The following is a 13,097-nucleotide window of genomic DNA, read 5'->3' on the forward strand; positions in this document are numbered from 1 at the left end:
AGTAAGCTCCTGGGGATAAACCCCCTTGCCGCCTTCCTGCAACTCGAATGGTTTGGGGATAGCATCATTGAAATGAACCTCCCGGAGGAAACATGAACATCAGCGATGTAGCGAAAAGGACCGGTTTAACTAGCAAAGCGATTCGTTTTTATGAGGAAAAGGGGCTGGTGACAGCACCGCTTCGTTCTGAAAACGGCTACCGTAGCTATTCGCAAAAGCATCTTGATGAGCTGACCTTGCTGCGCCAGGCACGGCAGGTGGGGTTTAATCTTGAAGAGTGTCGCGAGCTGGTCAATTTGTTTAACGACCCGGCGCGACACAGTGCGGATGTGAAAACCCGCACGCTACAAAAAGTGGCGGATATTGAAAAACATATCACTGAGCTTCAGGCGATGCGCCAACAACTGCTGGCGCTTGCCGAATCTTGCCCAGGGGACGAAAACGCAGATTGCCCGATTATCGATAACCTCTCGGGTTGCTGCCATCGCCAGTAATTAGTCGCTACGCAATCCTGGTTTTCTGTAGGTCAGATTAGCGTAGCGCCATCTGATAACTCACGCTTGAACGGCCTTCACCTTCAACGTAATCCCTTCAACGGCGACCACTACAATATCGGTGCCTGCTGCCAAATCGCTATCTGCCATCACCGGCCATGAGCTATCGGCTACCCGGACATGGCCGCGGCCATTAACTAACGCGGTTTCCAAACGCAAACGCCTGCCAATAAGCTGGTGGCCGCGTTGATTGAGTACTTCGCCCGGTTCTTGCTGTTTACGTGTCGACAACCAGCGCCACCACAGAAAAGCGGCAACCAGTGTGAGTACGGCAAAGCAAACGCCTTGCCATTCCCAGCCCAGCGGCACCATCCACACCAATAAACCTGTGAGTACAGCCGCAACACCGCTCCACAGCAGATAACCACTGGCACCAAGCATTTCAGCCGCCAGCAGCAGGCCACCCAGCGTTAGCCAGAAGATATGCGCATGGGTAAATAGCAGGGCAATCATCTTTTACGCTCGGTACCGCTTTGCGCGATAAGTTCGCTAATACCGGCAATCGAGCCCATCAGGCTTGTGGCATCAAGCGGCATAAGCACCACTTTGCTGTTATTGGCCGAACCAATCTGTTGCAGCGCGTCGGTATATTTCTGCGCAACGAAGTAGTTAATCGCCTGGATATCACCAGCAGCAATAGCTTCAGAAACCATTTTTGTCGCCGCTGCTTCTGCTTCCGCACTACGTTCACGGGCTTCTGCCTGTAAGAATGCTGACTGGCGCTCACCTTCGGCTTTCAGGATTTTTGACTGCTTATCCCCTTCGGCTTTGACGATTTCCGCCTGACGAATACCTTCAGCTTCGAGAATGTACGCACGCTTGGTACGTTCAGCTTTCATCTGCGCATTCATCGCGTCAATCAGTTCAGCCGGTGGGCGAACGTCACGAATCTCAATACGAGTGATTTTTATGCCCCATGGATTGGTGGCTTCATCAACGATATGCAGCAGGCGTGTGTTGATGTTGTCACGCTGCGAGAGCATTTCATCGAGCTCCATTGAACCGAGCACGGTACGGATGTTAGTCATGGTGAGGTTCATGATAGCCAGCTCAAGATTACTGACTTCATATGCCGCGCGAGGGGCGTCAACGACCTGAATAAAGCACACCGCGTCGATGGCGACGTTGGCGTTATCTTTAGAGATAATTTCCTGAGAAGGGATGTCGAGGACTTGCTCCATCATATTGATTTTGCGGCCAATACGGTCCATAAATGGCACCACAAGGCTTAAGCCCGGCATCAGGGTTTTTGTGTAACGACCGAAGCGCTCCACGGTCCATTGGTAGCCCTGCGGCACGATTTTTACCCCGGCGCCGACGATAATCAGCGCGACGAGGATCAGTACGGGAATGACGATTAGCATCAAAAAAACCTCCATTGTTTATTTGATGTAAGTCTACCCTTTAACGGGCTTCAATCAGCGATTTTTTTCAGCGGGGATGACGCTGCGTTGCTTTTCCAAGGTCGGAAAAACGCAGCGTCTTCCGACATCATTAATACAGCAGCGAATACATTTGGCGGCGATATTTTGATGCCAGCGCATCACCGGTTCCAAGAGCTGCAAGGATCTCCATCAGCATTTTGCGCACCTGGCCATCGGCGGCACCGAGATCTTTTTTCAGATGACTAAACAGCAGTTCCAGCGCTTCTTCGTTACGCCCGACCTGATGCAGTTGCAGCGCCAGCTGGCTGGCTAACAGTGCATTTTCAGGATCTTGCTCAACTTGTTGTTGCAGCAGCTGAATTTCTGGCGTGTCTGCGGCTTGCTTCAGCAGGTCGATTTGAGCAACCAGGCCCTGGTAACGGGTATCTTGATCCTGCAATGGAATGGTTTTCAGCACTGCTTCAGCATCTTCGCTACGGTTCAGCGCAATTTGCACTTCCGCCAGCATCAGGCCAATTTCGCTGTTCTGGTTGGAAATCTGCCACGCGTCTTTAAGCAACGGCAGCGCTTCAGCATGTTTGCCTTCTTGCATCAGCAGCATCGCTTCTTGCGCTTTCAACTCTTCTTCACGCGGCAGAACTTTTTCCAGCAGGGCGCGAATCGCTTCTTCTGGCTGCGGCCCCTGGAAACCGTCAACTGGCTGACCATTCTGGAACAGATAAACCGTTGGAATGCTGCGTAAACCAAACTGAGACGCGACCATTTGCTCGGCATCGCAGTCTACTTTGGCAAGGATAAACTGCCCTTGATACTGCGCTGCAAGCTTATCCAGAACCGGTGTTAACTGTTCGCAGTGTTGGCTGCGTGCTGACCAGAAGTAGAACAGAATCGGTGTAGTAACGGACTGTTCCAACACCTGGTGCATGTTCGCTTCGGTGATGTCGATATTGTATTGGGCAGACATAAATCAATTCCTTATAAAGATTTGCTTTTACATGGGGGCAAGGAGCTGTCCTTCAACTAACCACGTAAAATTTTATCCAACATACGGCCAGGTAACAGGCGGCGTAACCACGTTAAAGCATGGGCGACCAGCGTCACTGGATAGCGTAATTTCGGGTTTGAGCTTTCAAAAGCATGGCGCACTTTTTCCACTACTGCTTCCGGGCCGAGTGTAAAGCGTGCGGCAATCCCTGGGTTTTCTACCGGATGGTCAGCTTGAGTCTGGTTGACGTTCTGCGTGAACTGAGTGCGAATCGGGCCAGGCTCAATCAAGCTGACTTTAATACCGCTGTGATGCAGTTCCATGCGTAGTGCATCGGACCAGGCTTCCAGCGCATATTTACTGGCGGCATAAGCGCCACGGCCTGGCGTGGAAACCAGTCCCATAACCGAGCTGGTCATCACAATGCGCCCTTCGCGGTGCGGCAACATGGCCGGTAGTAGCAACATGGTCAGTTGGTGGGTGCCAAACAAATTGGTCGAAAACTGTTGCTCGAGCTGATCGCGTGAAAGGGTTTGCAGCGGCCCGTAAACGCCAAAACCACCGTTGTTAAACAGCCCGTACAGGCGGTTTCCGGTCAGTTCAATGACTTGTTCTGCCGCCGCATTCACACTCTCGGGCGAGTCGAGATCGAGCAACACGCCGGTAAATCCGGCCAGGTTCATGCGCTCAACATCTGCGGGTTTACGGCAGGCTGCCAGAACGTGATAACCCTTCTGCTTTAAATCTTGTGCGCAGGCAAAACCAATACCGCTGGAACAACCTGTAATTAAAACTGATTTTTGCATAACTTTACCCGAGAGGTGCCCCGATTGTTCATGAGTCATGTTTAACTAAAGGTGCCAGACGGGAAGACATCCAGTCGGCGATAAACGGCTGAGCATCACTATTCGGATGTATACCGTCATCCTGCATCCATTGCGGTTTCAAATAGACCTCCTCCATAAAAAATGGCAGAAGAGGGATAGAAAACTCTTTGGCAAGTTGCGGATAAATAGCGCTAAACGACTCATTATAACGACGCCCGTAGTTTGCAGGCAGACGTATTTGCATCAGCAATGGTTGAGCGTTCGCCGCTTTCACATCGTTAATTATCTGGCGCAGACTTTTCTCGATGGCTTGTGGCTGAAACCCTCGCAGGCCATCGTTACCGCCAAGCTCAATTAATACCCAGCGAGGCTGATGCTGTTTCAGCAGCGCGGGCAAGCGTGCCAGCCCTTGTGGTGCGGTGTCGCCACTAATACTGGCGTTCACAACTTTAGTATTTTGCTGGTTCCATTTCTTATCCAGCAGAGCAGGCCAGGCCGCCGTTGCCGACATTCGGTAACCCGCGCTCAGGCTATCACCCAGAATCAACAACGTGTCCGCAAAAGCGGCACGACAGGTCATCAAAGCCAGAAACAGGAAGGGCAAATGCCAGCGGAAAACATTGTTGAAGTTCATCATCTTAGTAAGTCCGTAGGAACTGGGGAACATCAGCTCTCCATCCTTACCGGAGTTGAGCTGGTTGTCAAACCGGCGCAGACCATTGCGTTAATCGGTGAGTCCGGCTCCGGGAAGTCTACACTACTGGCGATCCTCGCCGGGCTCGATGATGGCAGCGAAGGGGAAGTGCACCTATGCGGCCAGCCGCTACATAGCATGGATGAAGAAGCGCGAGCGGCTTTGCGGGCGAAAAACGTCGGCTTTGTGTTCCAGTCATTCATGTTGGTTCCCACGCTTAACGCGCTTGAGAACGTTGAACTCCCGGCGCTGCTGCGCGGAGAAAATGACTCATCCAGCCGCGCACAGGCTAAAGCATTGCTCGAACAGCTTGGTCTGGGGAAACGTTTGGATCACCTCCCCGCGCAGCTTTCGGGTGGCGAACAGCAGCGTGTGGCATTGGCTCGCGCCTTTAATGGGCGTCCTGCGGTGCTGTTTGCCGATGAGCCAACCGGTAATCTTGACCGCCACACTGGCGATCGTATTGCTGATTTACTCTTCTCCTTGAACCGGGATTTTTCCACTACGCTCATCCTCGTGACGCATGATGAACAGCTCGCTGCCCGCTGCGACCGCCGCCTGCGCCTGCGCGAAGGTCAGTTGTGGGAGGAAGCATGATTGCCCGCTGGTTCTGGCGTGAATGGCGATCGCCATCGTTATTGATTGTCTGGCTGGCTTTGAGCCTGGCTGTGGCGTGCGTGTTGGCACTCGGCAATATCAGCGACCGCATGGAACAAGGGTTAAACCAGCAAAGCCGTGATTTTATGGCGGGTGACCGTGCATTACGCAGCTCACGAGAAGTGCCTGAGGAATGGCTGGATCAGGCGAAAAAGGATGGACTGAAAGTCGGCAAACAACTGACTTTTGCCACCATGACGTTTTCCGGTGATACGCCGCAGCTGGCATCGGTAAAAGCCGTCGATGAGGTTTACCCGATGTACGGCCAGCTCGACACCAACCCGGTGGGATTGAAGCCTGAGCCGGGTAGCGTGCTGCTGGCACCGCGCTTAATGGCATTGCTCAATCTCAAAGTAGGGGATTCCCTGGACGTAGGCGACACCACATTGCGTATCGCGGGCGAAGTTATCCAGGAACCGGATTCTGGGTTTAACCCGTTCCAGATGGCCCCGCGCTTGATGATGAACCTTGCGGATGTGGAGAAAACCGGTGCAGTGCAGCCAGGGAGCCGTATCTCCTGGCGCTACAAATTTGGCGGTACACCAGCCCAGCTCGATAAGTTTGAAAAATTTGTTGTTCCACTGCTTAAACCGGAACAGCGTTGGTACGGTATGGAGCAAGATGATGGCGCTCTCGGGAAGTCTCTGGAACGTTCGCAACAATTCTTGCTGCTCTCCGCTCTTCTGACGTTATTACTGGCAGTCGCAGCCGTTGCGGTCGCTATGAATCATTACTGCCGTAGCCGCTACGATTTAGTCGCCATACTGAAAACCCTCGGCGCAGGGCGTGCTGCACTGCGCAAGCTGATTATCGGCCAATGGTTGATGGTGCTGGCGCTGGCGGCCGTTACCGGTGGTGCCGCAGGGCTGGTGTTTGAAGCGGTGCTAATGCGCCTGCTTAAACCTGTATTGCCTGCCGCCTTACCGCCAGCCAGTCTGTGGCCTTGGGTGTGGGCAATCGGCTCGATGGTGGTGATTTCGTTATTGGTCGGCCTGCGTCCTTATCGCCTGTTGCTGGCAACCCAACCACTGCGCGTATTACGCCGTGATGCGGTAGCGAATGTCTGGCCGTTGAAAATCTATCTGCCCGTCATCTTTATAGTTGTTGTTGCACTTTTAGCGCTGCTTATGGGTGGCAGCACGCTGCTGTGGGCTGTGCTGGCAGGTACAGTTGTACTCGCGGCTTTGTGCGGCATTGTCGGCTGGGGGGTACTAAAGCTTCTGAAGAAGCTGACGCTGAAAAACCTCGCGCTGCGCCTGGCTGTAAATCGTCTTCTGCGCCAGCCATGGGCAACCTTAAGTCAGCTCGCAGCGTTCTCGCTATCGTTTATGTTACTGGCATTGTTATTGGTGCTGCGTGGCGATTTGCTTGACCGCTGGCAGCAACAGTTGCCGCCGGAAAGCCCGAACTATTTCCTGCTAAACATTGCCACCGAGCAGGTTCAGCCAGTGAAAGAGTTTTTAGCTGAGCATCAGATAATCCCGGAATCGTTCTACCCGATTGTGCGTGTGCGTATGACGGCGATAAACGGAAAATCCACCGAGGGTAATCCTGATGAAGCACTTAACCGCGAACTCAATCTGACGTGGCAGAGCCAGAAACCAACGCATAACCCGATACTTGCTGGTTCCTGGCCGCCGAAAGCAGGCGAAGTTTCGATGGACGAGGGTGTAGCAAAACGGCTGAAGATTAAACTGGGGGATACCGTCACGTTTATGGGCGATACCCAGGATTTCTCGGCGAAAGTTTCCAGCCTGCGTAAAGTTGATTGGGAAAGTCTGCGACCTAATTTCTACTTTATCTTCCCGCCGGGCGCGCTCGATAACCAACCGCAAAGCTGGCTGACGAGCTTCCATCTGGATGGGAAAAATGGCGTATTAACACAACTTAACCGTGAATTCCCTACCGTCAGTTTGCTGGATATCGGGGCTATTCTGCGCCAGGTCGGACAGGTGCTGGAACAGGTCAGTCGGGCATTGGAAGTGATGGTGGTGCTGGTGACCGCTTGCGGTGTGCTGTTACTGCTGGCCCAGGTTCAAGTGGGGATGCGCCAACGGCATCAGGAACTGGTGGTATATCGCACCCTGGGGGCCGGGAAACGCCTGCTGCGTACGACTTTGTGGTGTGAGTTTGCAGTGCTGGGGTTCGTTTCCGGGCTGGTGGCGGCGATTGGTGCTGAAACTGCGCTCGGTCTACTGCAAACCCGTGTGTTTGATTTCCCATGGGAACCCGACTGGCGGTTGTGGGTAATCCTGCCGTTAACCGGAGCGGTGCTGCTTTCTCTGTGTGGCGGCTGGTTAGGGATTCGTTTGCTGAAAGGTAAAGCGTTATTCCGCCAGTTTGTTGCCTGAACATTATTCCATCTAAAAAATGGCCACGGTGTTATCCGTGGCTTTTTTATTCCTGGTATTATATTTCGCTATAAATCCACTTATATTTCGGTTTTGTTAGTGCCTGAATATATTTCAGGAGCAATTGTTTTATTTGTTAATAACTATTAACAAAATGCTCTATTTTTAAAGGCACAAAACAATAAAAATTTTTCTGATACCAGGTTAAATAAAAGGATATATTTTTAGCTCTAATAATAAGTATGGTAATCAGGTTTTTTTGATGAAAACAAAATTGCGTGTTCTTCCACAATTAGTGGGAGCAGGTCTGCTATTGGGCATGGCTTCATTTGCTGCTAATGCAGAAATTACAGTGTTAAAACAATCGCCTGAGGCGGGTAATCCACTTAGCCGCCTTAACTTTACCGTTGGCGGTAGTATTCGTCCGCAATTCAATATGATGACCGGCGATAGCGACAAAGGCTCTTATAAGAATAATGGCTTTGACGGCGGTACTCGTTTCCGTTTTACCGCTGATTATTACTTATTCGATGATATTAGCTGGATAACCTATTACGAACTTGGGGTTAACATTCCGGCTGTATTTGACTGGGATAATCATTATGCAGAAGGGGCAAATGATACTGACCGTCGTATGCTTTATACCGGTTTTAAAAGTAAGACCTGGGGTCAGCTAACCTACGGTAAGCAAAATAGCGTCTATTACGATGTTGTTGGCGCGAAAACCGATATCTGGGATTATGACATGATCGGCCAGGCATCGGCTAATGGTATTAATGGCAACTATGATGGTACTTATCGTTCACGCGCCATGCTGAAATATAAGAATACTTTCGGTGATGCCGATGTTTACGTCTCCTGGCTGTTTAACGATGATGAGTATCTTCCGGGTAACGGCCTGCGTTACAAACGTAATGGCGGCGGTTCACTGGGTGTGGATTATCATCTGACCAAAGATCTGACCTGGGGTACAGCGTGGAACTACACGCGTGCAGAAATGCGCGATCCGGGCACTAGCGAAAGTAAAAATTACGACCAGAATATCCTCGGTACAGCACTGAGCTGGAAACCTGACAACTGGACGTTCAGCGTTGGCGGCGGCTGGTATCAGAACTTCATGACCACTAAACAAGTGGATGTGAACAATTACTTCGCGGGTGATGCGTGGGGCGTGGAATACTTTGCTGGCTACACCATTCCGGTGGATCAGTTTGCAGTTAAAACCGTACAGCCATACTTCATGGGCGACCGCATTGACTACATTAACGGTCGCGATTACCAGCGCATCGATAATGGCGTGGGTGTTAGCTTCCAACTGGATTACGGTTTCCGTGTTGATTATGAACACGTCTTTACGTCCAGCACTGACAACCTGGGTGATATGAACCTGGTTCGTCTGCGTTACGACTTCTAATTGTGTTGTGGCGGATAGCGCTTGCGCTATTCGCCCGTACGCTTACCCAGCCACTCTTCAACCTGGCTGTAGTCGCCACGAAACACGATATTTCCCGCTTTCTTACTGAGCTGATAGCGATACATCGGGTCGTAATACTCTTCAAGTAGTGGCGCAAGCCACGCCAGATGCCCATCAACCGAACCGGTTTTACGTTGCAGTTCTAACGCCTCATCCAGATATTTGCTAAATTGCGCAAAACGCTCCATGCCCAAACGACGGCGGATGGCGAACAGGCCATGATGCAAATATTCACCGTAGTTTTGCCAGGCAGTCTCTTCGTCGTGTACCGATAAAAACGCTTCGCTCATTTGCTCAAAATATTCGAATTTCAAACGCTCCAGACGCTGCTCAAACGGGTCTTCAATCACCACAATCGGCGAGCGCAGCATCTGCTCTCTGAAGCATTCCGGAATATGACGTGAGCCAATCATGCGGCCTTCATCTTCCACCACCCATGTCACTTCTGCATTGTCGCCTTTTTGAAGCAGCGTGACCGCGAGGTTATTTTCAAAGTTAGTTTGCGAGGGTTGTTCCACAATTGTGCGGCCAAATGACGAACCGCGATGGTGCGCCAGCCCTTCAAGATCGATTCCGGTCGGCAGTGAGCGGATCAGGATCGTTTTACCACCGCCGGTATTTCCGCTGACGAGCACCATTGGCCATTGCGAGCGAGCTTCTATCACGTCCATGGCGTAATGGCGCAGCGCTTTATAACCGCCTTCGACCAGCGGATAGTCAACGCCTGCTTCGCGTAACCACTCCTGAACCAGATGCGAACGCATGCCGCCACGCGCGCAACACAAATATCCCTGCGGATTTTGTCGACACGCTTCCAGCCATTTTTGCAAACGGGTTTCACGGATTTCGCCGTGTACGAGACGATGGCCCAGCTCAACCGCTGCCTGCTGCCCGCGCTGTTTATAGCAAGTGCCCACTTCAGCACGCTCGTCATCTGTCATCAGCGGGAAATTTAGCGCGGCAGGCATTGCCCCCTGGCTGAATTCAACCGGAGCGCGCACGTCGATAAGCGGAATACCGCCACGCAGCAGATGTTCGTAATTTTGAGTATCAGGACGAGCGTTTTGCATAGAAAAACCTTAGAGCGAGTGAGGCCGAAACGCCGTGGATTGTGCGCCTTCGCGTCTGGAAAAGAAAGGTTGGGGAGACTTGAGTGAAAGAGCGGGTGAACAAATCGCCACCCGCTGAAAGATTAGAACTTGCTTTGCGCCCAGGCAATTCCGCTGGCGTATTCCGCTGGCAACAGCGGCACCATCGCTTCGAGAGAGGCGCACAGTCTGCCGGTATCGCTATCGTTGAGGTTGAGATGGCCCACTTTGCGGCCTTCGCGCACCTCTTTATCGTACCAGTGCAGATGAACCAGCGGCAGCTTCAACCAGTCGTAATTTACATCGGTGCCGATAAGATTAATCATGACTGAAGGTGAGTTAACAACCGGTTGCGGCAGAGGCAGGTCAACAATAGCGCGCAGGTGCAATTCAAACTGGCTGATGGATGCCCCGTTTTGCGTCCAGTGCCCGCTGTTGTGAACGCGTGGTGCCAGTTCGTTAATCAGCAATCCGGCTGGCGTGATAAAGCACTCCATCGCCATGACACCAACATAGTTCAGCTCATGCATGATGGCAGAGAGCATGGCTTCAGCTTGCTGTTGTTGCTCGATATTAGCCTGCGGGAAAACAACGCTAGTGCGCAGAATACCGTCCTGATGCAGGTTATGCGTCAGAGGGTAAAATACGGTTGTACCGTCGTGACCACGCGCGCCAACCAGCGACACTTCGCCCGAGAAGTTGATCCCTTGCTCAACAATACATTCACCGTAGCAATCGTCCGGCAGTTGCGCGGTTTCATCACTGCGCAAACGCCATTGCCCACGCCCGTCATAACCACCTGTGCGGCGCTTTACGATGGCTAGCTCGCCAAGGTTTTGGAACACACCAGCCCACTGATCGCGGCTTGACAGTAATTGCCATGGTGCGGTTGCCAGTTCGAGCTTATCGAACAGCTGCTTTTGCGTCAGTCGGTCGGCGATGATTGGGAACACATCGCGATTTACGAAGGCATTATGGCGAGCCAGTTCGCGGGTAAGGGCGGTTTCAGGCCAGCGTTCAATCTCTGCGGTGATAACGCTTTGCGCAAATGGCACGGCTTCAGGTTCGGCATCCAGGCCAACCGGGTAAACCGCAATGCCCAGCGGTTCGCCTGCCTGGCGCAGCATTCTGCCTAACTGGCCGTTACCCAACACGCAGACGCGTTTCATGCTTCACCCCGTGGGTCCGGGTTTTCCAGCACTTCGTCGGTTTGGCTTTGACGCCACGCTTCAAGGCGCTGATGCAAGGCTTTGTCGTGGATCGCGAGGATTTGCGCCGCCAGCAGGGCCGCATTCGCCGCACCGGCTTTGCCGATTGCCAGCGTGCCAACCGGAATACCGCGTGGCATTTGCACAATAGAATAGAGACTGTCTACGCCGCTTAATGCAGCGCTCTGGACAGGTACGCCCAGCACAGGAACCAGGGTTTTCGCCGCGATCATGCCCGGCAAATGCGCCGCTCCGCCTGCACCGGCAATAATCACCTGATAACCGTTGTCGGCTGCCTGTTCGGCAAAGCTGAAAAGTTTATCGGGAGTGCGGTGTGCGGAAACCACTTCGACATGGTGTGGGACATCAAGGGCGGTGAGGATTTCGGCGGCAAACTGCATGGTTGCCCAGTCACTTTTGGAACCCATGACAATGGCGATACGCGCCGGGGTCTGGTTGGAGGACATGCGTCTCAAAACTCCTGTGGGTGTGCAAACATCACCGAACGTGGCTCGGTCGGTCAGAAGGGCTCAGAGAATAGCATGAACATAGAGCAAGGAAAACGGTTGCGTGGTCAACAAGGCAGCAAAAAGGCGTGATTTTGTTTAAAAAGAGAAGGAGATGAGTTCGACGTCTTCGGCAGTGACTTTGATCATCGACCCTTCGCTATGCCATGCACCGAGCACGCAGCGAAACGCGGGTTTGCCGTTGGCTGAAATAGGATGAATTTCTGGGCGATGGGTATGGCCATGGATCATCCATTGCACTTGATGGCGGGTGAGCGCATCGATAACCGCATGCTGATTCACATCCATAATCGCCATCGATTTACTGCTGTTTGAGGCCTTGCTGTCGGCTCGCATTTTCGCGGCGACGCGCTTGCGGATAAACAGCGGCAGGGCGAGGAACAAACATTGCAGCCAAGGCTGGTGAACTTTCTTGCGGAACGCCTGATAACCGTGGTCGTCAGTGCAAAGTGTATCGCCATGCAGGATTAGCATTTTGCGGCCATACAGGTCGAGCATCTTTTCTTCTGGCAGAAGCGTCATGCCGCTTAAGCGGGCAAAACGTTTACCGAGTAAGAAATCGCGGTTGCCGTGAATAAAGAAGCAGGGAACACCAGAATCCACCAGGTCTTTAATGGCTAAAGCGATTTGGCGGTGCAGCGGTTCGGGGTCATCGTCGCCAATCCAGGCTTCAAACAGATCGCCAAGAATATAGAGCGCATCAGCTTCCCGAGCGGTACCCGCCAGAAAACGCAGAAAACCGGCGGTAATCGCCGGTTCTTCTGAACACAGATGTAAATCTGCGATAAACAGCGTCGCCATGGGCGAGTTATTCGCTGACGGTTACGCTTGTGATAACCACGTCTTCTTTAGGAACGTCCTGGTGCATACCGCTGCGGCCAGTGGACACGCCTTTGATTTTCTCAACAACGTCCATGCCTTCTACAACTTCAGCAAATACGCAGTAACCCCAACCTTGCATGCTTTCGCTGCTGAAGTTCAGGAAATCGTTGTCAGCCACGTTAATAAAGAACTGGGAACTTGCAGAATGTGGCGCCTGGGTACGAGCCATTGCCAGCGTACCTTTAGTGTTTTTCAGGCCGTTATTCGCTTCGTTCTGGATGGTGTCTTTGGTGTCTTTTTGCTTCATACCCGGTTCAAAACCGCCGCCCTGGATCATGAAACCGTTGATCACACGGTGGAAAATGGTGTTGGCGTAGAAACCTTCGCGGCAGTACTCGAGGAAGTTTTTAACAGTTTCAGGCGCTTTATCATCAAAAGTTTTGATTACGATATCGCCGTGATTAGTATGAAAAGTAACCATGCTGTGCATCCTATATTAGTCAGACAGTGTTCCGGCAGACGGTG

Annotated in this window: 14 protein-coding genes; 4 read left to right on the forward strand and 10 right to left on the reverse strand. The window is 52.2% G+C overall.

The genetic code is table 11. The features are described 5' to 3' along the window. Positions 1-92 precede the first annotated feature (92 nt). Entirely contained in the window at positions 93-494 is a 402-nt protein-coding gene (cueR, locus tag GC128_RS13865) for a Cu(I)-responsive transcriptional regulator (protein WP_151994796.1), read from the forward strand. Positions 495-554: 60 nt separating this feature from the next. Here the strand turns inward: cueR and GC128_RS13870 are convergent, their stop codons facing one another. The 5 genes from GC128_RS13870 to tesA all read right to left on the reverse strand — a co-directional run bounded on the left by GC128_RS13870 (position 555) and on the right by tesA (position 4,388). Continuing rightward, a complete protein-coding gene (locus tag GC128_RS13870) occupies positions 555-1,007 on the reverse strand; it encodes an NfeD family protein (protein WP_151994797.1) in 453 nt (150 codons plus the stop codon). Further along, entirely contained in the window at positions 1,004-1,918 is a 915-nt protein-coding gene (locus tag GC128_RS13875) for an SPFH domain-containing protein (protein ID WP_064557085.1), read from the reverse strand. The genes GC128_RS13870 and GC128_RS13875 overlap by 4 nt, the downstream gene beginning before the upstream one ends. A 130-nt stretch (positions 1,919-2,048) precedes the next feature. After that, positions 2,049-2,903, reverse strand: a complete 855-nt coding sequence (locus GC128_RS13880; RefSeq protein ID WP_151994798.1) for a co-chaperone YbbN — start codon at positions 2,901-2,903, stop codon at positions 2,049-2,051. A gap of 56 nt (positions 2,904-2,959) precedes the next feature. Next, positions 2,960-3,769 (reverse strand): SDR family oxidoreductase, encoded by an 810-nt coding sequence (locus GC128_RS13885; RefSeq protein ID WP_151994799.1) that lies wholly within the window; start codon positions 3,767-3,769, stop codon positions 2,960-2,962. Further along, positions 3,759-4,388, reverse strand: coding sequence for a multifunctional acyl-CoA thioesterase I/protease I/lysophospholipase L1 (tesA, locus tag GC128_RS13890; protein ID WP_151994800.1), 630 nt, complete (start codon positions 4,386-4,388; stop codon positions 3,759-3,761). Before tesA ends, GC128_RS13885 begins: the two co-directional genes overlap by 11 nt. On the opposite strand from tesA, the gene ybbA reads away from it, so the two are divergent. The 3 genes from ybbA to GC128_RS13905 all read left to right on the forward strand — a co-directional run bounded on the left by ybbA (position 4,356) and on the right by GC128_RS13905 (position 8,867). Then, positions 4,356-5,042 carry a putative ABC transporter ATP-binding protein YbbA gene (ybbA, locus tag GC128_RS13895; protein WP_151994801.1) on the forward strand — a complete coding sequence of 229 codons (687 nt, stop codon included), beginning with the start codon at positions 4,356-4,358 and terminating at the stop codon, positions 5,040-5,042. The genes tesA and ybbA overlap by 33 nt on opposite strands. Then, positions 5,039-7,453: a putative ABC transporter permease subunit YbbP gene (ybbP, locus tag GC128_RS13900; RefSeq protein WP_151994802.1), complete on the forward strand. Its 2,415-nt coding sequence runs from the start codon at positions 5,039-5,041 to the stop codon at positions 7,451-7,453. The genes ybbA and ybbP overlap by 4 nt, the downstream gene beginning before the upstream one ends. A 262-nt stretch (positions 7,454-7,715) precedes the next feature. After that, on the forward strand, positions 7,716-8,867 hold the full coding sequence (locus GC128_RS13905) for a porin (RefSeq protein ID WP_193216259.1): 1,152 nt from the start codon (positions 7,716-7,718) through the stop codon (positions 8,865-8,867). Positions 8,868-8,893: 26 nt separating this feature from the next. On the opposite strand, the gene mnmH is transcribed toward GC128_RS13905, so the two are convergent. From mnmH to ppiB, 5 genes are all read right to left on the reverse strand, one after another. After that, positions 8,894-9,997, reverse strand: coding sequence for a tRNA 2-selenouridine(34) synthase MnmH (gene mnmH / locus GC128_RS13910; RefSeq protein WP_151994803.1), 1,104 nt, complete (start codon positions 9,995-9,997; stop codon positions 8,894-8,896). Between the two features lie 122 nt (positions 9,998-10,119). Next, positions 10,120-11,184 (reverse strand): 5-(carboxyamino)imidazole ribonucleotide synthase, encoded by a 1,065-nt coding sequence (purK, locus tag GC128_RS13915; protein WP_151994804.1) that lies wholly within the window; start codon positions 11,182-11,184, stop codon positions 10,120-10,122. Then, positions 11,181-11,690, reverse strand: a complete 510-nt coding sequence (gene purE / locus GC128_RS13920; RefSeq protein WP_151994805.1) for a 5-(carboxyamino)imidazole ribonucleotide mutase — start codon at positions 11,688-11,690, stop codon at positions 11,181-11,183. The genes purK and purE overlap by 4 nt, the downstream gene beginning before the upstream one ends. 138 nt (positions 11,691-11,828) lie before the next feature. Further along, positions 11,829-12,551, reverse strand: a complete 723-nt coding sequence (gene lpxH, locus GC128_RS13925) for a UDP-2,3-diacylglucosamine diphosphatase (RefSeq protein WP_151994806.1) — start codon at positions 12,549-12,551, stop codon at positions 11,829-11,831. A 7-nt stretch (positions 12,552-12,558) separates the two neighbouring features. Then, the gene (ppiB, locus tag GC128_RS13930) at positions 12,559-13,053 is read right to left on the reverse strand and encodes a peptidylprolyl isomerase B (RefSeq protein ID WP_064516793.1); all 495 of its coding nucleotides are present in this window, start codon (positions 13,051-13,053) and stop codon (positions 12,559-12,561) included. Between the last annotated feature and the right edge of the window lie 44 nt (positions 13,054-13,097).

Source organism: Buttiauxella massiliensis (assembly GCF_902500225.1).
In the GTDB taxonomy this organism is placed as follows: Bacteria; Pseudomonadota; Gammaproteobacteria; order Enterobacterales; family Enterobacteriaceae; genus Buttiauxella; species Buttiauxella massiliensis.

Coding starts and splice junctions, on each gene's coding strand:
- cueR (WP_151994796.1), top strand. CDS start 93: ATGAACATCAGCGATGTAGCGAAAAGGACCGGTTTAACTAGCAAAGCG.
- GC128_RS13870 (WP_151994797.1), bottom strand. CDS start 1,007: ATGATTGCCCTGCTATTTACCCATGCGCATATCTTCTGGCTAACGCTG.
- GC128_RS13875 (WP_064557085.1), bottom strand. CDS start 1,918: ATGCTAATCGTCATTCCCGTACTGATCCTCGTCGCGCTGATTATCGTC.
- GC128_RS13880 (WP_151994798.1), bottom strand. CDS start 2,903: ATGTCTGCCCAATACAATATCGACATCACCGAAGCGAACATGCACCAG.
- GC128_RS13885 (WP_151994799.1), bottom strand. CDS start 3,769: ATGACTCATGAACAATCGGGGCACCTCTCGGGTAAAGTTATGCAAAAA.
- ybbA (WP_151994801.1), top strand. CDS start 4,356: ATGCCAGCGGAAAACATTGTTGAAGTTCATCATCTTAGTAAGTCCGTA.
- tesA (WP_151994800.1), bottom strand. CDS start 4,388: ATGATGAACTTCAACAATGTTTTCCGCTGGCATTTGCCCTTCCTGTTT.
- ybbP (WP_151994802.1), top strand. CDS start 5,039: ATGATTGCCCGCTGGTTCTGGCGTGAATGGCGATCGCCATCGTTATTG.
- GC128_RS13905 (WP_193216259.1), top strand. CDS start 7,716: ATGAAAACAAAATTGCGTGTTCTTCCACAATTAGTGGGAGCAGGTCTG.
- mnmH (WP_151994803.1), bottom strand. CDS start 9,997: ATGCAAAACGCTCGTCCTGATACTCAAAATTACGAACATCTGCTGCGT.
- purK (WP_151994804.1), bottom strand. CDS start 11,184: ATGAAACGCGTCTGCGTGTTGGGTAACGGCCAGTTAGGCAGAATGCTG.
- purE (WP_151994805.1), bottom strand. CDS start 11,690: ATGTCCTCCAACCAGACCCCGGCGCGTATCGCCATTGTCATGGGTTCC.
- lpxH (WP_151994806.1), bottom strand. CDS start 12,551: ATGGCGACGCTGTTTATCGCAGATTTACATCTGTGTTCAGAAGAACCG.
- ppiB (WP_064516793.1), bottom strand. CDS start 13,053: ATGGTTACTTTTCATACTAATCACGGCGATATCGTAATCAAAACTTTT.